This window comes from Planktothricoides sp. SR001, assembly GCF_001276715.1.
Classification (GTDB): domain Bacteria; phylum Cyanobacteriota; class Cyanobacteriia; order Cyanobacteriales; family Laspinemataceae; genus Planktothricoides; species Planktothricoides raciborskii.
In genome coordinates, this window is the sequence record NZ_LIUQ01000017.1 from 42,830 (window position 1) to 66,762 (window position 23,933).

The window sequence follows — 23,933 nt, forward strand, 5'->3', positions numbered from 1 at the left end:
TCAAAAAATTACAAAAACAAATAAAAAAAAATAATAAAATTTTCGGTGACTGATTACTTGCATCAGTATGCTTTATAATATTCCCTGACTGACCCTTTGTTTGCCGATCAAACCCGATAGGTAGGGGAAATTGATTCATGGCTCCTACCAGATCCCTCGGTAATGGGTGATGAATAACTCCAGACAGTGATACCTAGTAATGGATAGTATGGATAGTAATGTGGTTAAATTTTTGCTCAAAGTCATGGTGGCTTCTGCCTTAATTTCCCTAGGAATTAAGTATATTGGGCCTTTATTACCTATTCCCCCCGTGAGCGCGATCGCCCTCGGAGCGGTTTTACTGCCCCCTTTGTGCCTCGGTGGGTTCTTAACTTGGCGAATTAAAAAATCCCAATTGCTTCAAAACGAATTATTGCCGTTGTCACCCACCAATAATCAGGAGCGATCGCTGTGAATTTAGGTCAATCCATTGGTTTATTAGTTTTTATCCTATCGTTTTACATTCTCTGGCAAATTCGGCAGATATTATTACTGGTCTTCGCTGCGGTAATTTTAGCCACAGCCTTAAACCGATTCGCCAGATTTTTACAACAGTGGAAAAATTTAAAGCGATCGTGGGCGGTCTTTTTATCCATTAGCTTCTTGGTGTTCATCTTCACCATTGTGGTACTGATCATTGTGCCACCTTTTGTGGTTGAATTCCAACAACTGACCAACAGATTTCCCCAAGGAATTAATAAAGGCATCCAAACCTTAAATGATTGGGTGAACCAGCTTGAATATCGGTTTTCTGGAGAACTCGGCCAACGAGTTCTCGATTTATTCAAAATCGAAGACATCATCAGACAAGTACAAAATCTGATCAATCAAATAGCTGAAGGACTTGGGGCATTTCTGGGCGGAACTGTGGGCTTTGTCGGCGGCACCGTAGGGGTCTTCCTCAGCTTTTTGCTGGTAATGATTTTATCCATTATGATCCTAGCAGAACCCCTCGCCTACCGCAGAGCATTTGTCCGCTTATTTCCCTCCTTTTATCGGCGACGAGTGGAGTATATTTTAGACCGCTGTGATGTGGCATTGGGGGGATGGTTGGTTGGGATATTGCTGAACATGACCGCAATTACCGTATTAAGCTGGATCGGTTTATCGATTTTGGGGGTACGGTTAGCCCTCGCTCACGCAGTCTTAGCCGGTTTACTCACCTTTATTCCCAATATTGGGCCTGGTCTGAGTGTTCTCCCACCAATAGTCATTGCTGTTTTAGATGACCCTTGGAAATCCCTCGCGGTTTTAATTCTTTATATTTTAATTCAACAAGCGGAGAGTAATTTTCTCACCCCATTTGTGATGGCTCAACAGGTTTCACTTCTGCCTGCTATCACCTTATTAGCTCAACTATTTTTTGCTACATTTTTTGGTTTTTTAGGTTTATTTTTGGCTTTGCCATTGACCGTAGTCGCTCAAGTTTGGGTGCAGGAAATTTTAATGAAAGATGTTTTAGATAAATGGGATAAAAAACTGGAGAATATTTCAGAAAATATGGCTAATTTAAATCAAATAAGTCAATTCTTAGATCCAGAACCAGCGATTTGCTTAGTTTCCGCCAATCCACCGCCAGAAATTTTAGAAACCTCAGAAAACACTGATATAACCCCAACAAATTCTCCTTCTGGAGCCGTGACGCCGCAGGAAAACCTAGAAAATGCGGTGGAAAATATACCGGCATCAGAGGATGTATCTGAGGCTTCGGAAAACTCTCCCCAGGCTTAATCTATTGTTTGAATAGGGTTAGAGACTTTTTCATCCATTCCTGAGAATTGATTAAAGATTTAAAATGCGAACTATTGCGGAAATTAACGAAAAAATTAAAGAAAAACGTGCAGTTGTTTTAACTGTAGAAGAATTAAAAGCCCGAGTCGCCGAAACTAGCGTGGCTCAGATGGCGAAAGAAGTTGATGTGGTGACAACGGGCACGTTTGAACCCATGGAATCATCGGGAGCCATTATTAACTTAGGTCATACAGATCCACCAATTAAAATCCGCCGTTGCTGGTTAGATGGCGTCTTAGCTTATTCTGGCTTTGGGGCGGTAGATTTGTATTTAGGTGCCACGGAAGTCAGCGAAGATGGCGACGAAAGCAGAGAAATTGGCGGCGGTCATGTGATTGCCAATCTGATTGCGGGCAAACCTGTCCATTTGCGGGCGATCGGTCAAGAAACCGACTGCTATCCCCGGGCTTCTTTTGAAACCACGATTTCCCGCGATACGATTAATCAGTTTTATCTCTACAATCCTCGAAATCTTTACCAAAATTTTATTGTGGGAGTCAATGGAGGCGATCGCCCCCTTTATACCTACCTCGGCCCCTTACAACCGCGCCTCGGTAACGCCGTTTACTCCAACATCGGCGCCCTATCTCCCCTACTCAACGACCCAGAACTCAAACTGATCGGCATTGGTAGCCGCATTTTCCTGGGAGGTGGCATTGGCTATGTCGCCTGGGAAGGCACCCAGCATTTTCCCCTGCAAAAGCGCCTCCCCAACCAGACCCCCATCGGCCCTGCGGCCACCCTAGCCCTCATTGGCGACGCCAAACAAATGAATCCCAAATGGGTGCGCGGCTGCTACTTCAAAAACTATGGCCCTTCGATCATGCTCGGAGTTGGCGTTGCCTTCCCCGTCCTCAACGAAGCCGTAGTTCAATGCTGTGCCGTCTCCGACAAAGAAATCGTCGCCCCCGTGGTAGACTTCTCCATCCCGCGCCGAGTTCGCCCCACCTTTGGTTTAGTCAGCTACGCTCAACTCAAGACCGGACGCCTAAAAATCGAAGGCAAACCCGTGCGGGTTGCCCCATTAGCCAGCATCTACCTATCTCGTCAAGTCGCCTTAGAACTCAAACAATGGATTGCTCAAGGGGAATTCACCCTCACCGAGCCCGTCGCCCCCCTGGACATGAATCGATCTTTTCTGCCCCAAAATCTTTGGGGTTCTCAAATGACTTTGGACTAACCATAACACTTAAGGTAAGCTTAAAGCGTTTCAGGCAAATCATGGAGAGGTAATCACCTCAACCGCTTGAAAATCAACCTGCCCAGCCCATAAACAACCAACATAAAACCATAAAACTATGCACAAATGCGGTTCTTTGCTCATAGGAACACTGCTGTTAGTTGCCACACTCACAGCCTGTGAATCATCGAATACCACCAGCAGCACCACAAATTCCTCTGGGGCAAATTCCACCTCAACAACCAGCACCGGAACAGGTAAAAGTCGCCTCGATATTGTCAAACAGCGAGGCCAACTCATTTGTGGCGTTGATGGCAAAATCCCCGGATTTAGCTTTGTCAATGAAAGTGGTGAATATTCCGGCTTAGATGTGGATATTTGTAAAGCAGTAGCCGCAGCAGTTTTGGGGGATCCCAATGCAGTTGAATATCGCAATTTAGACTCGACAGAAAGATTTGAAGCCTTAAAAGCAGGAGAAGTGGATATACTTTCTCGCAATACCACTTGGACAATTAGCCGTGATACCTCCGTTGGCTTAGAATTTGCCCCAACCACATTCTACGATGGACAGGGGATGATGGTTGGCAAAGATAGCGGGATTACTAAATTAGAAGATTTACAAGGAAAAGCCGTTTGTGTGGAAGCAGGAACCACATCAGAACTCAATTTAACTGATGCCCTGCGTCAACGGAATGTCCAGTCTGAAACTGTTACTTTCCAACAAGCTGACCCAGCTTATGCGGCTTATGCAGAAGGTCGTTGTCAAGGAATCACTTCTGACAGGTCTCAACTGGTTGCCCGTCGCAGCACTCTCCCCAATCCGGATGAACATATTCTCCTGGATGTTACCATGTCCAAAGAGCCTCTAGGCCCGGTGACAGTAAATAATGATTCCGCTTGGTTTGATGTGGTCAAATGGACAACTTATGCCTTAATTGAAGCGGAAGAATTAGGGGTGACTCAAGCCAATATTGAGCAAATGAAAACCAATGCTAACCCCAATATTAAACGTTTATTAGGCACCGAAGGCGACCTGGGTAAAGGTCTAGGATTAAGTAATGATTTTGCCGCCAATGCAATTAAAGCCGTGGGAAATTATGGCGAAGTTTATGAAAGAAACCTGGGTCAAGGTTCCCAATTTAAACTGCCCCGTGGTCTGAATGCTCTGTGGACAACTCCCGGCGGTTTGATGTATTCTCCACCCTTCCGTTAATTGTAGTTAATTGTAGGTTGGACTCTGGGAACGAAACCCAACCTAGCAGAGAGGAGAGAGGAGAGAGGAGAGAGGATTTTACTATGCAACTCTTTCCTTAACCCTACCTACGAATAGGGCTGATAAATATCGATAAGGGCGAAGCATAAGTGAATTTCTGGTAAAAATCCGCAAATTGTCGCACTTATGCTTTGCCCCTACATCCTGATTTACATAATTAAGATGCTCTCGTTAACGGTCTGCCCAAAATCCGTAAACTTATCTGAAAATTCAGGCAAACTTACTCACTTTGCACCCATGACGCTCAACTCATATCAGAAAATTACCCTTTGGCGAGATGGCCGATTTTGGCGCATTGCCTTCCAGGTTTTAGTCATTGTCGTTGTGGTTAGTTTATTCGCACTTTTAGGACTTAACCTGACGCGAAATATCAGCCAAACCGGCAGTAATTTTGGCTTTGATTTTTTAAATACCTCCGCCGGATTTAGTATTCTGGATAGTTTAATTCCCTATACTCCGACCGATCCTTATCGTCGCGTTTTATTGGCAGGCTTATTAAATTCTCTCCGGGTCATGTTTTTTGGGATTATTCTCACAACTTTTTTAGGAATTTCTGTGGGAATTGCGCGGTTTTCCGATAATTGGCTGCTGCGTCAGTTAGCGTTTATTTATGTGGAAATTGTGCGGAATACTCCCCTATTATTACAGCTTGTGTTTTGGTATGGGGTGTTTGTCCAATTGCCTCCGGTTAAAGAAAGTTTGAGATTTTTGAACTCAGTTTTCTTGTCTAAACAAGGAATTTTTCTACCTTGGCCGTCAGGGATTCAAGGAATTATTGGCTTAGGGGTGTTAGTGATTTGCGCGATCGCTGCTGTCATCGTTTCACAACAGCGAACTAAAATTATGGTAGAACGGGGAGAGTCTGGCCAACCGCAATTAATTACCTTGGGCATCATTGGCATCATTGCTTTATTCACTTTAACCGTAGGATTAGGTTGGCAAAGGCCAATATTTAATCCCACCACCAATAATATTGAAGGCGGATTACGCCTGACGATTGAATTTACCACAATTTTAGTCAGTTTAGTAATTTATACAGCGGCTTATATTGCGGAAATTGTGCGTGCGGGGATTCAATCTGTCCCCAAAGGTCAATGGGAAGCTGCCCGATCTTTGGGATTAAAATCCGGTTTAGTTATGCAGTTAGTGGTATTTCCTCAAGCTTTGCGAGTGATTATTCCCCCGTTAAATAGTCAATATTTGAACTTAGCTAAAAACTCCAGTTTGGCGATCGCTGTAGCATATGCGGATATGTATAATGTCGCCAATACCACCTTTAACCAAACCGGACGGGCGATCGAAGTGATGTTAATTATCATGGCCACCTATCTTAGCATTAATTTATTCATTTCTTTAGGCATGAACCGATTAAACCGCATGGTGCAATTACGAGAACGATAAATTAGATGATTAACTTTTGTACCGGCGAAGCATTCGCGAAGTACCCGCGCATTTGCGCCTAAATTTGTTGGTGCTCCGTCAATATCAATGCGCGAATGCGCGGGCCACTGCTAACTGTTGACTAACAACCAACAAATCACCAATAACCACTAACCACGAACCACGAACATTGATTAACCATGAATTATATCCCATCAAATCCATCAAATCAACCGCCTGAAACCGCCGGTTTAACTGCCCAGGAATGGTTGCAAAAAAATCTATTTAATACCTGGTACAATAGTCTGATTACCATTGGGATTACTGCCCTGTTATTATCAATGTTAACCGGGTTTATCTCTTGGGCATTCACCACAGCGAAATGGAATGTAATTCCCGCTAACCTACCCCTATTTTTTGTCGGGCGATTTCCCGTCGATCAATATTGGCGATTGTGGGTAATCTTAGGCATGATTACCCTCCTGTCTGGGATTACCTGGGGATTTTTAGCCCGAAATTCCCGAATTCTATTTAGTAAAAATACTTTAATTGGTGCTGGGGGCGCCGGAGTCTTGGCGGTGCTGACTCCAGTAGCGATCGCCCCTCGTTTACTCTTAATCGGCATCCTATTATTGCTGTTAGCGGGGGCTTGGGGGGGAAAAATCCTGGGAAATACTCAACCAAAAATCGGCAAATGGTTGCCTTTTTCCTGGTTTCTCCTCTTGTTAATTTGTGTGTGGTTTATAGGCGGTGGACTCGGACTAAAATTAGTCTCCACGAACCTCTGGGGAGGACTAATGTTGACCTTACTCATGTCAATTAGCAGTATTTTATTATCCTTTCCCATTGGCGTATTATTAGCATTAGGACGACAAAGTAGTTTACCCGTAATCCGCATTTGCTCAACGGTTTATATCGAAGTGTTTCGGGGCTTACCCCTAATTACCATTCTCTTTATGGGGCAAGTTTTACTCCCCTTATTCCTGGCGGAAGGAATGCGACCAGACCGGGTATTACGGGCTATTATTGGATTAACGATGTTTAGTTCTGCCTACTTAGCGGAAAACATCCGATCCGGGCTACAAGCGATTCCCAGAGGTCAAATGGAAGCCGCCAAAGCATTAGGCTTAAATACCCCTTTAACCGTAGGTTTAATTATTTTACCCCAAGCCTTAAAAGTGGCGATTCCGGCGATTGTCGGTCAGTTTATTAGCTTATTTCAAGATACAACTTTACTCTCGATTGTGGGCTTAGTGGAATTATTAGGCATAAGCCGATCAATTCTCGCCAACCCGAAGTTTCTGGGACGCTACTTAGAAGTGTATATTTTTATTGGCATCCTGTACTGGGTATTTTCCTATGCTCTGTCGATCGCCAGCCAAAAATTAGAAGAACAGTTGAATACTGAACATCGATAAACCTGTGGTCAGAGACAGATATCCTATAATAGAAAACACCCTGAATCCATTGTTAATCAATCCAACTTAAAACCATGACACAGATACAATCTAACACTATTCCCATCGAAACCAGTTCAGAAGAATACGCCATTATTGCTACCGATGTCCATAAATGGTACAGCAATCATTTTCACGCCCTCAGAGGAGTCAGCCTTTCGGTCAAACGCGGGGAAGTGGTAGTGATTATGGGGCCATCGGGTTCGGGAAAATCCACCTTTATTAGAACATTTAATGCCTTAGAAGAAATTCAAAAAGGCAGTATTGTTATCGATGGCATTAAGTTATCCCATGATTTAAAAAATATTGAAGAAATTCATAAAGAAGTGGGGATGGTGTTTCAACAGTTTAATTTATTTCCCCATTTAACGATTTTACAGAATGTGACTTTAGCCCCGATTTGGGTGAGACGTTGGCCGAAAGCAAAAGCCGAAGAAGTGGCATTACAATTGTTAGAACGGGTGGGAATTTTAGAACAGGCGAATAAATATCCGGGGCAATTATCCGGGGGTCAACAGCAACGGGTGGCGATCGCACGAGCCCTAGCCATGCAGCCGAAAATCATGTTATTTGATGAGCCCACTTCTTCTTTAGACCCGGAAATGGTGCGAGAAGTTTTGGATGTAATGCGAACCTTGGCCAAATCAGGCATGACGATGGTCTGTGTCACCCATGAAGTTGGCTTTGCGCGAGAAGTAGCCGATCGCATTGTGTTCATGGCCGATGGAGTTTTAGTCGAACAAGCAACCCCAGAACAATTCTTTAACAATCCTCAAGAAGAACGAACTCAACAATTTCTCTCTCAAATTCTTTAATTTTGCCCAATTTGCCGCAATTTGCCGCGAAATCCCAGCCGGGGATTTATCCTGATGTTGATCCAGTGCGCCGATCGACCCTAATCCATAAGCCCCCCCTGAAATAGGGGGGGCTTATGGATTTATCTACTCGTTTAGATCAATCCCAAGGGCTTTCGCTCCGATAACCTCGGTTTCCTGTAGAGACATTGTATGCAACGTGCAGCATTTAACCGTCTCAAATCTGTTCATAGCTGAACAAAACTGAGAATAGTATGGCATCACCAACAATGGTGAAGGATGCTGCCATCAAAGCTAATCCTTAAAGAACTTAAAGAATTAGCCCGTTATTACCTTTCTTCTCCTTTTACAACAGAAGAATTGTTCTCAGAAGGGCAGTGCTGAGATCCCAGCTTACTTCACCGGGCAGCTAATTTACCGAAATGTTTCTGGGCATGAATTGTAACTTGATACATTTTACCAGATTTAGCAAAATATAGCAAGTAATGATGAGGATTTTGCTCACCTATTATCACCTCTTTAGAAGTATCCGAGGCTAGGGTTTACCGCAGATTTGGCATTAGGTTTCACTGTTGGGTTTTTGACGCTTCTTAATCGTGGGTTTGGGAACGGATCCAGACCGAGTTGGGGGTGAGAACTGAGCGGGCTTCTGATCGGGACGCTGAAAGCTTTTCTGATAACGAGGCGGTTTGCCTCCACCAGGTCGCCCACCACCGGGCTTGTTGCCTTTCTTGACCTTGGTTGGCCCCACCAGACCCAAATCATTTCCCTGCTCAATGATTAGATTTTGGCCTTGCCGGTGCAGATGCAAGTCCCAAAAATGACCCACCGCTTTTCCTGTAAGACTGCCTTGCAGTTTTAACTTGAAAAACTTCGGTTCATCAGAGGGTTGACGGGGATGCTGCTTAATTTTGATAATGATGTATGGTGGCTCCTGGTCTTCAAATGCTTCTGATTGATAAACCACTTCACCGCGAATGGAAAAATACCCATCGTCCAGGGGTGGATATTCCGAGGTTTCAACGGTTTTGGCATCTGATGGCGAGCTTTGGTCTGGGGTAGCCTCGGCACTCAGGTCACTACCCTCAATGGCTTTATGCTTAGGGCTGAGTTGTTCGGGTTCCCAAATTCCCACAATTTGTAAGTGCAACTCACCATTTTTTTGTCTAGTGCGAGGATAAACCACCCAAAGATGATTTTCTTTTAGGTCAATATGATTTTTTACTAAACTCATTACCCGTCCCAAGAGCACGGCATCAATTTCCGTGCCGTCGGTGGTGACGAGGTCACCTTTGGTAAATTGGTCGTCTGAGGCCCGGTAATGGCCATGAACTAACCCAATGGCACGATACTGCTTGGGTTCTGATGGCGGGGGAATGGGATGTTGCCGCGCAATGGATTCGATTTCTGAAGCATCGTCGCGATCGCTCTCGACAATTTCGTGGTTGGTTTCAGGATTAGTTAGAGCACTCACAGGCGGTGATGTTGGTATTTCTTCATGGTTTGGGGACCCAGGAGCACTAGGAACCGACGACGGTTTCTGTGCTTCAGGGACTTGAGTTGGCTTTGGTTGTGCGGATTTAGTAGATTTAGTTGACTGGATAAACTCATTCGGAGAGGAATTCATAAAACCTCCAGATTCAGCGGAGACACATCCCTATACGGGTATTTAGACGAGACGTTGCGATCTTTACCCTGTGCGGGACAGGGGCTTGAGCGATCGACGGCAAGATATTGAGAGCAAGAAAAATCGATTTCGATTTCTTTTCCTCTCATTTTCCCTGAATGGCGCTGTTTCTAAGTGCATCCGCACCGCTTCGCGAACGGCAGAAGCAGAACCATTCCGCAGATAAATATCACCGATGGACAACTCTATACAGAGAATACACTGATGATATAGGATACACATCTGCTTAAGTGTTTTCTCTGTCTTTGATTTGATTTACAGACTTTTTTAGCATCAGCCTGCTTATTTTACTCAATCCAAGGATGCTATACCAGAATCCGTACTATTTCTACTTTGACTGGCAAAAAAATCTTCGGTTTCTCCCGAAATCTGGTAGGTTTGACCGATCGCCTCTTTCTTGTCTGACCATTATTTTTGACGGATTCTCTTGATCGTAGTTCTCGATCGTAGTTCTCGATCGTAGTTCTCGATCGTAGTTCTCGATCCTCGATCCTAGTTTAGGCATTGATATCTTCTCTTGCTGATTTTCTAGGGATATCCCTAGTGCCATGCCTGTCATCGGATACATCAGCTTCAGACGGTTAACCCCTCCAAGCATTACACTTTACATTTTAGCTGATAAAAAAAGTCGCTTTTGTGATCTTCTGGATCCAAAACTTTTCAATTTGCTAAAAGCAGATCGGTATTAACTATTGATTTCACCGGCAAATTTTCGCGAATTTATCTATCAGAAACCATCTCATATTTGCAAAATTTAATCAGAAAGCTTGAAGGTTTTTAACTTTAAAAAAATTCAGCCGATCCCATTAGATGAAAATATCTAACCGACGGCTTGGTTCAATTCGGCAAGGGATGAGATGGAATGATTGGGCGAATTGGCGGCTACCTAGGGGCGATGAATGATTCAATTTTGGCTTGGGGCGATCGCCCTTGCAGTTAACAGGCAAGAATGTCAGGATAATATGTCAGGATAATACTAATAGAGTTCAATGTAATTCCGTGTCAGAAAATCGCAATCGCTGGGTAACGGTGCTCGTAATGAGCATTGGATTAATCTCTTTTCTTGGGCTAGGAATAGCTCCCTTTATCCAAGGGCTGATTGGTTCGGATCCGACCGCCAATCAGACAAAACCTGCTCAAACTCAAACTGTTAATACTTTGCCACGAGAAGAATTAGAAGCACAGGCACGAGGATATGAACTGGTTTTGCAGCGAGAGCCTGATAATGAAACCGCCCTGCAAGGACTATTGGAAGTTAAACTTCAATTGCAAGATTTACCGGGATCGATTGATGTCTTAGAAAAATTAGTCCGTCTGAAACCAGAGCAAACCAATTATGCGGTGTTATTGGCTCAAGCCAAGGAACAAACCGGCGATCGCGAGGCAGCCGCCCAAGTTTATCGTCAAATCCTCACCGCTCAACCGGGTAATGCCAATGCTCTGGATGGCATGGTGAAATTGTTGATTGCCGAAAATCGTCCAGAGGCGGCGATCGGATTGTTACAAGAAACCTTGAAAACCGCTCCTCAAGCAAATCAGATTTCTCCGAACACCATCGATGTGGTTTCCGTGCAAGTGATCTTGGGTCAGGTTTACGCCCAGGAAGAACGCTACGCTGAGGCGATCGCGGTTTACGATGAAGCCATGAAAGTGGATCAAAAAGATTTTCGCCCGATCCTGGGCAAAGCCCTCGTCCTGAAACGCCAAGGTAAAACCGATCAAGCCAGCCAACTGTTTAAAGTTGCCGGAGACTTGTCTCCCGCACAATATCGCGATCAAATTAAACAATTAGCGGCTCAACCGCCCGTTCCCGCAGCCCCTCCCGCAACTCCATCCGCAACTCCTCCCGCAACTCCTCCCGCAACTCCTCCCGCAACTCCTCCCGGAAATCTACCCGCGCCACCTTCGGCTCCAGAAAAGCCAGCGTCGCCGTAGAACGGGGGTGTGGGGAGCGGATGGTGCGGGGGAGCCGGGGAAAGAAAGGGTGTGGGGCCGCCATCGGCCGCCATCGGCCGCCATCGGGGGGAGAAGTGAAAAGTCGTAGGGGCTTTCTGGCCATATAGCCTGACGGATTATGCTTCGCAAGGACGCCCGTACAAGTGAAAAGTCGTAGGGGCTTTCTGGCCATTCGCCCGTACAAGTTAAAAGTCGTAGGGGCTTTCTGGCCATTCGCCCGTACAAAAGAAGTATCACTATTCACTATTCACTATTCACTATTCACTATTCACTTTTCCCTACACCTCTTACCCTGAGCCTGCCGAAGGGCTACGCCCTCATCCCCTCATCCCCTCCGCCCCTCCGCCCCTCCGCTCCTCTGCACCCCTGCTTCCCATTAGGGCAGTAATTCTACAAAGTCTCGCAAAGCGGCAGAATAGCGATCGCCTGCTACCCACATCACCTCATTATGGCCAGCCCCTTCGACCCATAAAGAAAGCTTGGGTTCTTTGGCAGCGGCAAACAATGCCTGTCCGTGCCAAAAGCGCACCACCTCGTCTTCCCTACCGTGCATCACCAAAACGGGGCAATTAACTTGTTTCATTTTGGCCAAATTTTCAAACTTATCAAAGGGATAAAGGGGGACTTGAGTTAAAGCCCGGAAAGCACTGACAAAAGCGCTCTCTAAAATCAAACCAGCTACGGGCTGACGGGCGGCCAGATCCACCGAAGGCCCGCCCCCCACGGAACGACCGTAGATAATAATTTGATTGGGGGAAATGCCTAAAGTCTGCGTCAAATAATGATAGGCCGCATCAATATCTTGATAACTCTTCGCTACGGTGGGCTGACCCCCCGAAGTACCATATCCTTGATAGTCATAAGAAAACACGGCAAATCCCATTGCTTGAATTTCTTGGAGCACTGGCAGGATATCCCCCAAGTCTTCCGCATTGCCGTGGCTGTAGAGGATCGTATATTTGGCTTCATCGTTGGGTAAATATACTGCTGAAATCAACTCCCCGTTGGCCGATTTGAGTTTGAGGATTTCCGAAGTGTCAGAATAAGTCGCGGGTTGAGGTTGAAAAATCAGGGAATTTGAGAAAAAATAACCCCAAAACCCAATGGCCACATAAACAAAGATGATGGAACGCACTAACCGTTGCCAGGAAAAGTCGCCGATCAGCAACTGGCGTAATTTTTTTTTGTTCATCTCTGGGCAACTTAGATTTAATTGTTTAGGCAATAATCTTTACGGGGATATCTTGGCAATTGTTTTGAGATGACGACAAAGGAAAACCATCCAGGATGATGTAGCAACATAACCGCTAAGTCACCGGCGAACATCTCAGCCCATTCACCCAACTTTTGGGTAAATTCTGTGTTGAGATAGTCTTTGTCGATCTGGATCTGGTTCTAGATGCGATCGCACAAAAAACTAATCCCCAATTAATCCCCAATTAATCATTATACAGAGGAAAAAAACATGGCTTTGGAATACCCAGAAGACCTGAAATACCTAGACACCCATGAATATGTCCGACTCGATGGCGAAATTGCCACCATTGGCATCAGTGCCTATGCCATTGACCAACTCGGTGACATTGTGTTTGTCGAGTTGCCGGAAGATGGTGATGCCATAAAAAAAGGTGAAAGCTTTGGCAGCATTGAGTCGGTGAAAGCGGTAGAAGAGATGTATGCCCCCATATCTGGGACGGTGATTTCTCGCAACCAAGCAGTGATTGATGGGCCGGAGATTTTTAGTGAAGATCCTTATGGAGAAGGTTGGTTACTCAAAGTTCGGATTACGAATGAAGATGAATTGCAAGATGCCTTAACTGCGAGTGAGTATAGAGAACAAGTAGAAGGGGAAGCATAAGTCCAGGAGTACCGGGCTGAGTGACGGTTTTTTTGGCCATCGCGCTACCAGTCGGTAGCGCGATTTTTGTTATTTGTTATTCGTTAGTGCGGTTTTTATTGGATGAAGTACAGAGGTTTTCAAAGATTCCCGCCTTTACCCCCGCGAAGGCGCGAAGCCTGCGCGAAGCGCGCTTAGGCCGCCATCGGCTGTTCGGGACAGGTTTTTTTGTACTTCATAACTCCGAAAATTGCTATATTCCCTCCCACCAACAAATAACAAACAACAAACAACAAATAACCTTAATTTTCCAGATCGTTGAGATTAAAGATAAATGGCACACTGCTGGATTTATCTCCCATAATCAAAACTTTCGGCATTTGAGCGCCCCCTTCCCGCCACGCTTGGATCGCTTCTTTCTGGAGTACCAATTGACCCCCTTGGGCTTTCAGGGTTTCAGCTAATAGTTTTTGCGCCTCAGCTTTTCCTTTGGCGCGATTAATTTCTGCTTGGGCTTCTTGTTCCGCCTCTTGAGCAATATACACCGCTCGTTGAGCTTGTTGCTCGGCAATTTGTTTTTCTTCAACAGCGCGAGCAAAGTCTTTGGAAAAATTTAAATCAACCACACTGGTATCCAGGACAATAATCCCATATTTATCTAACCGTGCTTCTAAGGCATTATCAAAATCTTGTTTCAGTTGGCTGCGTTGGGTAATCGATTCTTCGGCAGTCCGCAAAGCTGCGGCAATTTTAAAAGATTCCTGGGTTTGGGGAGCAATAATTTTGGCGACAATATTTTCTAAAGTCCCCTGAGTTCTTCTAATCGTCACTACTTTGTCTGGATCGAGCCGGAAGTTGATGGCAAATCTGGCGGTCAGTTCTTGCAGGTCTTTGGTAGAACTTTGGGCAGGAACTTCAAATTTTTGCACGGTGACATCATAAATATCGACGGTGGAAATAAACGGCGGTTTGAGGTGAATTCCTTCTAGTAACGCCCCATCTTGGGCTTTGCCTAAAATTCTGATCACTCCCGCTTCACCGGGGTCAATAATTACAAAAGAACTCAAACTAAGCAGAATTAATAATCCGGTAATCATTCCGGCTACTAATAAGGAGAAACTTTGGTTGTAAGAATTTTTCATGGAACGTTTTTTTCTGATAATTTTGCTGAGAATTAAGGCCAAAATTTTGGTAATGAACCATATGCTAAACAAGCTCCTCATAGAGGGAATCGCTCGCTCGCCCTGATTAGAAATGTTTGGGGTAAGTCTTGACTAATTTGAGCGATCGCACCATTGAAAACAAGGCACTTGATTTCACCTAGAAGTCACTGGTTAATAGGTTGCTGGTCATTTTGCCGGTGAGAAATGAATGGGGATGAGCGGCTGTTGCCGCTCGAAGTTTTCCACAGACGGGATGAATTTTCCACAGATTTTTTTGAGTTTTCCACAAAAGAGCAAAACCGACAAACCAGGAAAGAGCGATCGCCGAAATCATGCACCAAAATCGGCACCAAAATCATGCACCAAAATCATGCACCAAAATCATGCACCAAAATCATGGAGATGATTAAGGGTTAATACTCATCGCCTCAATGGAGATGAATTGAGGCGATCGCCCGCAACCCGTTGGCTGAGTCACTAATCAAGAATTATTCCCATTCAATCGTTCCCGGTGGCTTAGAGGTGATGTCATAAACCACCCGGTTGACCCCTGGAACTTCATTCACAATTCGGTTAGAAATAGTTTCCAAGAAATCATAAGGAACGCGAGACCAGTCAGCGGTCATGCCATCTTCACTGGAAACAAAGCGCAGCACAATGGGATAAGCATAAGTGCGCTGATCTCCCATCACACCCACACTGCGGATCGGCAGCAAAACCGCGAAGGCTTGCCAAAATTTGCTGTACATTCCTTGTCGGTTAATTTCTTGTCGGACAATGTGATCCGCATCCCGGAGAATTTCCAGTCGTTCTTCGGTGACTTCACCGAGGATCCGAATGGCCAATCCTGGGCCGGGGAAAGGATGACGGTTGATAATTTCTTCCGGTAAACCGATGGATTTGCCCACTTTCCGCACTTCATCTTTAAATAGTTTGCGTAAGGGTTCAATCAGCTTGAAGCGCAAATCTTTGGGTAAACCGCCGACATTATGGTGGCTTTTAATTTTTACCGCCACTCGTTCGCCGGTTTTGGGGTCAACATTGGTATCGGCAGATTCAATCACATCGGGATAGAGGGTTCCTTGGGCCAGATAGTCAAAGGGGCCAAGGCGTTTGGATTCTTCTTCAAAGACGCGGATAAACTCATGGCCAATGCGCTTGCGTTTTTCTTCGGGATCGGTGATTCCGGCAATTTTGACTAAGAAGCGATCGCGGGCTTTGACGTGAACCACGGGAATATGAAATTGTTCCTGAAACAATTTGACCAACCGTTCTGGTTCATTCTTCCGCATAAACCCTTGGTCAATAAACATACAAGTTAGCTGATCGCCGATCGCCTTATGCAGCAAAAAGGCCAAGGTACTGGAATCAACCCCTCCAGACAAGGCCAATAAAACCCGCTTGTCTCCGACTTTGGCGCGAATTTCCCGAGTCGCTTGCTCCACAAATGCGGCCATTGTCCAGGTGGGTTCGCATTCACAAATATGATAGACAAAGTTGCGGATCAAGGCTTGACCGCCAATAGAATGCACCACTTCAGGATGGAATTGAACCCCGTAGAGTTGTTTTTCGTGATGGGCGATCGCCGCACAAGGGGTATTTTCTGTATGAGCTAAAACCTCAAATCCTTCGGGCAGTTGCTTCACGGAGTCCGCATGACTCATCCACATCGTTGCCCCATCTTCCACATTGGTGAGCAAATCCGTAGGATCGTCAATTAACAAAGAGGCTTTACCATACTCACCTCTGTCTGCCCGTTCCACGATGCCCCCTAATTGTTGAACCATCAACTGCATCCCGTAGCAGACTCCCAGAATAGGAATCTCCAAGTCCCAAATCCCTGGATCGCACTGAGGGGCGTTGGCATCGTAAACGGAATTTGGCCCGCCAGACAGAATAATCCCTTGAGGATTTAGTTGTTTGATTTGTGAAACCGTAGTTCGGTAGGATAAAACTTCCGAATACACCTGTGTTTCCCGAATTCGTCGGGCAATTAACTCGGAATATTGAGAGCCAAAATCTAAAATCACCAGCATCTGGCGACTAAGTGATTCCAGGTCTGACTCGTTGACGATCGATTCCTGCTGAGGAGTTGGTTGAGTAGATGTTTGTGCAATCACGGCGAAATCCCTTAAAAAGACGGATTTGGATATTGTCGAGGGCAAAAATTTAGGCAAATTATCCGGCGCTAAAAATTTGCTAAACGATCAATGATGGATCGTGTTGGATCAAGTGGGTCAATGGTACGGTTGTGTTTTCGGTTTCGATTGACCAGGGGCAGAGTTGAGCAACCTCTATGAACGGCAATTCAGGAATTTGCCTAAGACCCTAAGATCCCTATGGCAACATTTCTGGATCCAACAATCTTTGCAGAAATTTTTCGGCCATCGATTCAGGCTTTTATCAGGCTTTTAGGGTCGAATTTCTGTAAAGATTGATGAAATTCCTGATAACTTCAACTTTCAATTTATGTTGCCTAGATTAGCATAGTTGTGGCGGTAATGCCTCTCATCTTTTGCTTTTAATTATAATTTGGCTCTAATTTGGCTCTAATTTAGCTATAATTTGGCGGCGAGGATGACGATTAAATCATAGGCAACCGGCTTGAACTTCCCCGTTGCTGTGGATGGGAATGTAATCGAGCGATCGCCCGACTCAACAATGGGGCGATCTCGCCGATCAGGGGCATGAAAATTGACCCCAATTTGATCAATTTCATCCAGCCCTCGATACAAATATTTAAAAATTGTTGACATTTTCTTAAATTAATGCTATTGCAATTCGACCGATTTGGCGATTGTGAGCGATCGCCCCGAATCGATGGTTGGCTGGTTATATCTCCGCTTAAATATCAGTTATGGTAACGCTGGGATCCAGTCGGGCGGTTCCTAAGCTGGGCAATTGCGGACAAGGGGATAAATCTTGTTATCTTAGCAGACAGAGGCTCATCAAATTTCCACCTGCGGATCGGCGGTCAGTTTCACCAAAATAGGAGCGAATCAAACAATGGAAATACGCGGCATTTGGCTAACGAATACCGACAGCCAAGTTCTCACCTCTAAAGATAAAATCACCGAAGCAATGGAATTCCTCGCGGAAACTGGATTTAATGTGGTATTTCCCGTGGTTTGGAACCAAGGATACACCCTCTATCCTTCCCAAATAATGCAGGAAGCTTTCGGCTACAAAATCTTACCAAAATTTCAAGATCGTGACCCCCTGGGGGAACTGTGCGAAGCCGCCAAAAAAGTAGGATTAGCAGTGATTCCTTGGTTTGAATATGGCTTTGCTTGTTCCTATCGGCAAAAAGGCGGCAAAATCTTGCAAGCAAAACCTCACTGGGCAGCCCGCGATCGCGACGGAAATCTCTTGAGCAAAAATGGCTTTGAATGGATGAATGCCTTTGACATCGAAGTGCAACATTTCCTCAGTTCATTAGTTTTAGAGGTGGCCAAGAATTATCCCATTGATGGCATCCAAGGAGATGATAGAATGCCAGCCCTCCCCAGTGCAGGAGGCTACGATCAAAACACCATTCAAGCCTATCGCCAAGTCTTCGACTGTGACCCCCCAGAAAATCCTTACGATGCTCGTTGGATCCAATGGAGATCGGATATTTTAACCAACTTTTTATCCAGGCTTTACCAAAATCTTAAACAAGTCAACCCTAATCTGATTGTTTCTTTATCCCCGAATATCTATAAATGGTGTTTAGATGAATATTTACAAGACTCGAAAACTTGGTTAAATCGTAACTTAGTCGATCTGATTCATCCCCAAGTTTATCGCCGAGATTTAGCCAGCTATAAACGCACCATCAGCTATATCACCAAATTAGAATATAAATCGGCACATTTGCCGAGGTTGTCGCCGGGAATTTTAATTAAAATCGGCAACTATCGCATTTCCGAATCAGACTTAATCGAAGCCATTGCCTTTAATCGATACTGTGGTGTCTCTGGAGAAGTCTTATTTTTCTATGAAGGCTTACGAGAAAATAATAATGCCTTAGCCAAAGCCCTGGGTTCAGGCCCCTACTTACATCCCGCGCAATTTCCCTCGATTAATGATTTAGAGAAATTGGTGCAGCAAAAACAGTCGCAATCAATCTTCAGCAAAGTCATAAATCATATGAAGGATTTGATTTAACGCTTTCATTGACCTTGACCAATTTTATTCTGTCCCATCAATTTGCCTTATAAGCTAATTTTTCCCCCAACCAATTAATCAATTTCGGCAGTTGAATTTCTGCGAGATAGGATAAAACAATCAAGGTCAGGAAGCTCAGGCATAAATCTGGCCAAGGCATTCGACCCTGGTCGTGAAAATTTCTCAGTCCCCACTGCACCAAGAGCGGATAATGTAAAACATATAAGCCATAAGAAATGGGGTAGACTTGGTTAAAGATACTCAGCAGGGGCTTAAAAAACCATTGCCAGTTGATTTTAAATGCCCCCATACTGATTAACAAGAAAATTAACCCTATCAAAAAATGCCGAAAAATCAAAAAAGGATAATGACCCAATTTAATGGTTGACCAGCTAAAAATTGGCAGTCCGGTGACGATGACCATCACGGCGATCGCGATTAAACAGTTTCGAGTATGATGCAGGGTTATTTTCTGATGTTTTAAATAAATAAATCCTAACTCAACCCCCAACCATTCTAAGATAAAATAAGTCAAGATTAAACATATTTGATTCGGATGTATTGAATAAATTACATAAGCAGATACGGAAATCAGCAACACCCAATAAATTCGCTTTTCATTTTTAGGCAATAACCGATACAATGGGTAAACTAACAGATAAAACCACCATTGATAAGAAAGTGACCATAAAGGCAAGTTGCCCAAAAATGGGTAAAACCAAGTTCCCGGTTTAACACTGCCGAAATCTTGCAATAAAAGTAAATTTCCTATCAAATGTTGCCAGGTAAAAAGCTTAGATAAACTGCCGGTAAAATAGCCGATAAAACCGGAAACCAGCAGTGAAAAAATGAAAGGAATGTAAATTCGCTGAAATCTTTTGATTAAAAATTCTTTAAAAGAAGCATATTTTTTTGCCAAAGAAAAAAATATTAAAAATCCACTCATTAAAAAAAAACCAATCACCACTTCTTGCCCCAATGAGGCGATCAGCTTGACCGGGAACGGCACGATGTCTAGATGATATAAATTAATTGTGAAATTATGAAAAACAATATAAACACAAAAAAAACCTCTAATTTGATTGAGGATTTGAAAATCAAATGATTTTTGCATAAGAATTAAGCATCTGTGAATTTGGCGATCTATTTGTCAACAAAAACACCACAAAGGCAGGACACAAAGAGAAATAAAGAGACATAAAGAAAAATAAAGATAATCTGTTGTGTGTTGTCTGGGTCTTTGTGGTGATTCCAGATTGACTACTCTTGCGCTCCTGCTTGTTGAAGGGTACGCAATATTTTTCTATAGCGGTTGAATTCAGCGATCGCTAATGCGGTATAACCTCCTTGGTTCTTTAAATTCAAGTCTGCCCCTGCGGAAATCAGCACTTTGACCGCCTCTTCACGACCCCGAGACGCCGCCCAAATTAAGGCGGTCGCCCCGGCATCATCTTGCTGGTTGAGATTGGCACCAGCTTCGATTAACGCCTGCATCACGGCAATATGATTTCTGTCAGCGGCTCTCATTAATGGGGTTTTCCCTTCGGACACGGTGGTATTGGGCGATGCCCCGGCATCGAGCAACACTTTCACGGTCTTGAGATGGCCGAATGTTGCTGCCAGGGTCAGGGGAGTTTCATTAAAGTTTTTCACATTAATATCGGCTCCTCTTTGTAGCAGCAAGGCCACAATATCCTGATGTCCTTGCAATGCGGCAACTAACAGCGGCGTATCGCCGAGTCGGTTGCGCTGCTGAAAGTCGGCACCGCGATCGAGCAGTACCTGCACCACATCCAGATATCCTTCCACAACCGCCAGATTTAAAGCGGTTTCATCATCCTTGTCTTTGGCATTAATCTGGGCGCCAGCATCTAATAAAATATGCACCAATTCCACATTGCCACTAGCCGCTGCTGCCATTAATGGGGTTTCCCCTTCTAAGTCTGGGGCATTGACATTGGCACCGGCATTTAATAACGCTTTGACAATGGAGGTTTTTTGATGCTCAACCGCTAACAACAATGGGGGTTCACTGTCTTCGTTGTGGCAATTGACCAACTCTGGCTTATATGACAGCAGGGTTTGAATCATGGCCAAATCCGCTTTGGTGACAGCGGTCAGGAAGGCGGCTATGGCGTCGGCTTCCTGGAGTTGGGCTTTGGCATGGAGTAAAATCTCTACCACATCGGCAAAGCTTAGGTTTAAGGCAATTTTCAGGGCAGTATCCCCATCTTGATCGGAGACATTGGGGTCAGCCCCGGCATCCAGTAGCATATGCACTAGGACGGCTTTGCCTTTCATGGCCGCCGCCATTAATGCGGTGCTGCCATCATCATTTCCATCATTAACATTCGCACCTCTCGATAGTAAAAATTTCACAACATCTAGCTGGTAGTTAGCACAAGCCAACATCAGAGCAGTGACGCCATATTTTTTTCTTCGAGCATTGACTTTGGCACCAGCATCAACCAAGATTCGCACGATTTCTGTGTAGCCTTGAGACGCGGCAAACATTAAAGCCGTTGTACCTTCTGGATCCGTGGTGTTCACATCAGCACCTTGGGCAATTAATGCTGAAATTGGAGTGATTTGGCCACTTCGGACTGCCTGTAGTAATAAAATATCTTGCTGAGAGGGCATACGGGAGCCTCTTGTCACCTAAAACAATTGGGCAATGTTGATCAGAGTAACCCATTGGTTATGGGTTTGAACCAGTGGTCTGAGTTGCTGCGCTAGAAAAGCCGTTAGCAAAGCTAAAGGGCTATGTTCAGCAACGGGAAAAACTCATCCTGGTTGCGATCGCTTCCGCTGGGTTAGTCTGGCTTTTTATTACCTCTAGATTAAAGTTAAACAATGAATTTGATCCGTGGATCCTAAATTTATGATAAGTTTTATGAAGATTTTCGCCTAACTATCGGCTAATTATCGGCTAACTATCGGCTAATTAATAGAGAATTACCATGCGAATTGAAGTTCTTCCCGAACCACTGCAAACTTATGTGCTGCCTTTCTTACATCCAGTTCTGATGTGGGTGATTTTTGCCCTGACGATCTACGCTCTGGTTCTGGGGATAAAAGCCAAGAAAACCAGACAAGCGACGGGGGAAGAGAAAAAAGAACTGATTAAAGGTAAATACAATACGAAACACTATCAAGTGGGTTCGATCCTGTTGGCGCTGATGGTGCTCGGCACCATTGGCGGGATGGCTGCTACTTATGTGAATAATGGCAAGTTGTTTGTGGGGCCGCATTTGTTGGTCGGTTTGGGTATGACTGCCATGATTGCGACTTCCGCTGCTTTGGCGCCTTTTATGCAGAAAGGTGCTGACTGGGCGCGATCGCTCCATGTGGGCTTGAATATGATTTTGGTGCTGCTATTTGCTTGGCAAGCCTTTAGCGGGGTCCAAATTGTCCAGAAAATTGTCAGCAGTCTGTAATATTTTTCTGCCTAATTCTGGATTGATCCTCCCAAGTTAAGGATCTGGGGCAAGATTTACCGGAAATTTTCTCGCCCCTACGATGGTCTCGTTCCCAGGCTGGAGCCTGGGAACGAGGGTAAAAAAGCCAAAAAAAGGAGGCGATCGCGCAAGATCGCCTCCTTTTTTTTTTGGGTTTTGTGGGTTTTGTGGCTTTTTTGTGCGGTTTTAGAGTGGGGGGTTAACTTGTTCGCAAACCCCACGACCTTTGGTTTGTTGCCAATGTTTTTTAAAGAGTTTCAGGGTGGCTTCTCCTTGACTGGTGTGAAAATCTTCCTGGACTTTATAGGTGAGACGATTAGAAACCAGTTTGACGATTTGAGCCAAAATGCGATCGCCGGTTTTTTGAATCACCGCTTCCGGTAATTTTTTAATAAATTGGGGAAAGCAGACGCCAACTTTGAGGTCTAACTGCCACTCCACACGAGTCATTTTACTTGGCAGAGTTGAACCATCTGCCGCTAATTCTTCTGAAGGCTCAAACGGAATTTCTACCAAGGTTTGTACCGCTTTAAAGTCCACTTCATACCCAGGGGGCGTATAGTTGGGTACGGGGATCGTTTCAATTCGATAAACCCCCTCATCTTGGGGCAACAAATGCAGGCCAATTTTGGGTTCCACCTGATAACCAAAAGAGCCAAACTTGCCAATGGTTAAAGCATAACCATTTGCGCCAATTGGTTTGGCTTTCATCGGATGAGCACAACGGATAAACCATCCTTGGTGAGCGTCAAAATATTCAGCGGCAGTTTTGGCATCAGCGAACATTTCCATACAGCCAATAAAGTGGGTTTGAAACCAAGTCGGTTCATTCGTTACGGATGCGTCGATTCCATCGGCATTTGTCGGAGTTGGCATTGCAGTCATAATTGGCTCATGCGTCAGTGGTTGCATCACCCGCTTTTCCTGAAAATAATCCGTTGAGTGAGATGGAGCAGACTGAGATGGAGCAGACTGAGATGGAGCCAGCAATTCAGGGCTGTTTGGTTCATCCTCAAAGGTTCAATTCTGTGCAAAACCGGCTATTAATAAAAGATAGTTCCAGAAATATTGGTTGATCGTCAACACATGAAAGCATTTGTAGCCGGAGCAACCGGGGAAACCGGACGCCGAATTGTCAAAGAACTCTTAAACCAACAGATTCCCGTCCGAGCTTTAGTGCGTAACCGGGAACTTGGTCAAGAAGTTCTGCCCCCAGAGGCGGAATTGGTCGTTGGAGATGTCCTGAAGCCAGAAACCATTCGTGAGGCGATCGCAGATTGCACCGTCTTACTTTGTGCCACCGGCGCCCGACCCAGTTTGGATCCTTTCGGTCCCTATCAAGTGGACTACGAAGGCACCAAAAACCTCGTCGATGTGGCCAAAAGCCAAGGAATCGAGCATTTTGTTTTCGTCTCATCGCTTTGTGTCTCTCAGCTATTCCATCCACTCAACCTGTTTTGGTTGATTTTGGTCTGGAAGAAAAGGGCAGAAGAATATCTGCAAAAAAGCGGGCTGAAATATACTATAGTCCGTCCGGGGGGTCTAAGGAACGATGAAAGTGGCGATCTCCTGATTATGTCCAATGCGGACACCCTGTTTGAAGGCAGTCTTCCCCGTACCAAGGTCGCCCAAGTTTGCGTCGCTGCCCTCTCCGAACCCACATCACACAATAAAGTTGTGGAAATTATCGCCAAACCTGACGCACCGGCTAAAACTTTTAGGGAATTATTTGCCAATGTTCGTTAATT

At 44.9% G+C, this 23,933-nt stretch carries 22 protein-coding genes; 13 read left to right on the plus strand and 9 right to left on the minus strand.

The window, feature by feature from the left end; all coding sequences use genetic code 11:
- Positions 1–199: 199 nt before the first annotated feature.
- The 7 genes from AM228_RS12135 (at position 200) to AM228_RS12165 (ending at position 7,935) form a co-directional block, all read left to right on the plus strand.
- Positions 200–454, plus strand: coding sequence for a hypothetical protein (locus tag AM228_RS12135; protein ID WP_156331716.1), 255 nt, complete (start codon positions 200–202; stop codon positions 452–454).
- Positions 451–1,770, plus strand: coding sequence for an AI-2E family transporter (locus tag AM228_RS12140; RefSeq protein WP_072160747.1), 1,320 nt, complete (start codon positions 451–453; stop codon positions 1,768–1,770). The genes AM228_RS12135 and AM228_RS12140 overlap by 4 nt, the downstream gene beginning before the upstream one ends.
- Before the next feature lie 64 nt (positions 1,771–1,834).
- The gene (locus AM228_RS12145) at positions 1,835–3,010 is read left to right on the plus strand and encodes a homocysteine biosynthesis protein (RefSeq protein ID WP_054466377.1); all 1,176 of its coding nucleotides are present in this window, start codon (positions 1,835–1,837) and stop codon (positions 3,008–3,010) included.
- 118 nt (positions 3,011–3,128) lie between these two features.
- Positions 3,129–4,223 carry an amino acid ABC transporter substrate-binding protein gene (locus AM228_RS12150; protein WP_054466378.1) on the plus strand — a complete coding sequence of 365 codons (1,095 nt, stop codon included), beginning with the start codon at positions 3,129–3,131 and terminating at the stop codon, positions 4,221–4,223.
- A gap of 297 nt (positions 4,224–4,520) precedes the next feature.
- Positions 4,521–5,684, plus strand: a complete 1,164-nt coding sequence (locus tag AM228_RS12155) for an amino acid ABC transporter permease (protein ID WP_054466379.1) — start codon at positions 4,521–4,523, stop codon at positions 5,682–5,684.
- Positions 5,685–5,863: 179 nt separating this feature from the next.
- The gene (locus AM228_RS12160; protein WP_054466380.1) at positions 5,864–7,081 is read left to right on the plus strand and encodes an amino acid ABC transporter permease; all 1,218 of its coding nucleotides are present in this window, start codon (positions 5,864–5,866) and stop codon (positions 7,079–7,081) included.
- A 74-nt stretch (positions 7,082–7,155) separates the two neighbouring features.
- Positions 7,156–7,935 (plus strand): amino acid ABC transporter ATP-binding protein, encoded by a 780-nt coding sequence (locus AM228_RS12165; protein ID WP_054466381.1) that lies wholly within the window; start codon positions 7,156–7,158, stop codon positions 7,933–7,935.
- A gap of 559 nt (positions 7,936–8,494) precedes the next feature.
- Here AM228_RS12165 and AM228_RS12170 read toward each other — a convergent pair.
- Positions 8,495–9,562 (minus strand): hypothetical protein, encoded by a 1,068-nt coding sequence (locus AM228_RS12170; RefSeq protein WP_072160748.1) that lies wholly within the window; start codon positions 9,560–9,562, stop codon positions 8,495–8,497.
- Positions 9,563–9,625: 63 nt separating this feature from the next.
- Positions 9,626–9,844, minus strand: coding sequence for a hypothetical protein (locus AM228_RS32440; RefSeq protein ID WP_156331717.1), 219 nt, complete (start codon positions 9,842–9,844; stop codon positions 9,626–9,628).
- Between the two features lie 777 nt (positions 9,845–10,621).
- Here AM228_RS32440 and AM228_RS12180 point away from each other — a divergent pair.
- Complete coding sequence (locus AM228_RS12180; protein ID WP_054466384.1) at positions 10,622–11,557, plus strand: lipopolysaccharide assembly protein LapB; 936 nt, start codon at positions 10,622–10,624, stop codon at positions 11,555–11,557.
- Between the two features lie 397 nt (positions 11,558–11,954).
- On the opposite strand, the gene AM228_RS12185 is transcribed toward AM228_RS12180, so the two are convergent.
- Positions 11,955–12,770 (minus strand): alpha/beta hydrolase, encoded by an 816-nt coding sequence (locus AM228_RS12185; RefSeq protein ID WP_054466385.1) that lies wholly within the window; start codon positions 12,768–12,770, stop codon positions 11,955–11,957.
- 273 nt (positions 12,771–13,043) lie between these two features.
- Here AM228_RS12185 and gcvH point away from each other — a divergent pair, with 273 nt between their 5' ends.
- Positions 13,044–13,436, plus strand: coding sequence for a glycine cleavage system protein GcvH (gene gcvH, locus AM228_RS12190; RefSeq protein ID WP_054466386.1), 393 nt, complete (start codon positions 13,044–13,046; stop codon positions 13,434–13,436).
- A gap of 281 nt (positions 13,437–13,717) precedes the next feature.
- On the opposite strand, the gene AM228_RS12195 is transcribed toward gcvH, so the two are convergent.
- Positions 13,718–14,557, minus strand: a complete 840-nt coding sequence (locus AM228_RS12195) for a prohibitin family protein (protein ID WP_054466436.1) — start codon at positions 14,555–14,557, stop codon at positions 13,718–13,720.
- 225 nt (positions 14,558–14,782) lie between these two features.
- Between AM228_RS12195 and AM228_RS32445 the strand changes: the two genes are divergently transcribed.
- Positions 14,783–14,995, plus strand: coding sequence for a hypothetical protein (locus tag AM228_RS32445; RefSeq protein WP_156331718.1), 213 nt, complete (start codon positions 14,783–14,785; stop codon positions 14,993–14,995).
- 71 nt (positions 14,996–15,066) lie between these two features.
- Here the strand turns inward: AM228_RS32445 and guaA are convergent, their stop codons facing one another.
- Positions 15,067–16,698: a glutamine-hydrolyzing GMP synthase gene (gene guaA, locus AM228_RS12200; RefSeq protein WP_369817717.1), complete on the minus strand. Its 1,632-nt coding sequence runs from the start codon at positions 16,696–16,698 to the stop codon at positions 15,067–15,069.
- A gap of 438 nt (positions 16,699–17,136) precedes the next feature.
- Positions 17,137–17,334 (minus strand): hypothetical protein, encoded by a 198-nt coding sequence (locus tag AM228_RS12205; protein WP_054466388.1) that lies wholly within the window; start codon positions 17,332–17,334, stop codon positions 17,137–17,139.
- Positions 17,335–17,584: 250 nt separating this feature from the next.
- On the opposite strand from AM228_RS12205, the gene AM228_RS12210 reads away from it, so the two are divergent.
- Positions 17,585–18,727 carry a glycoside hydrolase family 10 protein gene (locus tag AM228_RS12210; protein ID WP_054466389.1) on the plus strand — a complete coding sequence of 381 codons (1,143 nt, stop codon included), beginning with the start codon at positions 17,585–17,587 and terminating at the stop codon, positions 18,725–18,727.
- 37 nt (positions 18,728–18,764) lie between these two features.
- Here the strand turns inward: AM228_RS12210 and AM228_RS12215 are convergent, their stop codons facing one another.
- Both AM228_RS12215 and AM228_RS12220 read right to left on the minus strand, forming a co-directional pair.
- Positions 18,765–19,841 carry an acyltransferase gene (locus AM228_RS12215; protein WP_054466390.1) on the minus strand — a complete coding sequence of 359 codons (1,077 nt, stop codon included), beginning with the start codon at positions 19,839–19,841 and terminating at the stop codon, positions 18,765–18,767.
- A 146-nt stretch (positions 19,842–19,987) separates the two neighbouring features.
- Positions 19,988–21,367: an ankyrin repeat domain-containing protein gene (locus AM228_RS12220; protein WP_054466391.1), complete on the minus strand. Its 1,380-nt coding sequence runs from the start codon at positions 21,365–21,367 to the stop codon at positions 19,988–19,990.
- Between the two features lie 320 nt (positions 21,368–21,687).
- Between AM228_RS12220 and AM228_RS12225 the strand changes: the two genes are divergently transcribed.
- A complete protein-coding gene (locus AM228_RS12225; RefSeq protein ID WP_054466392.1) occupies positions 21,688–22,164 on the plus strand; it encodes a DUF4079 domain-containing protein in 477 nt (158 codons plus the stop codon).
- Positions 22,165–22,371: 207 nt separating this feature from the next.
- Here the strand turns inward: AM228_RS12225 and AM228_RS12230 are convergent, their stop codons facing one another.
- Positions 22,372–23,070: a DUF1997 domain-containing protein gene (locus AM228_RS12230; RefSeq protein WP_231636767.1), complete on the minus strand. Its 699-nt coding sequence runs from the start codon at positions 23,068–23,070 to the stop codon at positions 22,372–22,374.
- A 201-nt stretch (positions 23,071–23,271) separates the two neighbouring features.
- Between AM228_RS12230 and AM228_RS12235 the strand changes: the two genes are divergently transcribed.
- A complete protein-coding gene (locus tag AM228_RS12235; RefSeq protein ID WP_054466393.1) occupies positions 23,272–23,931 on the plus strand; it encodes an SDR family oxidoreductase in 660 nt (219 codons plus the stop codon).
- Positions 23,932–23,933: the final 2 nt, after the last annotated feature.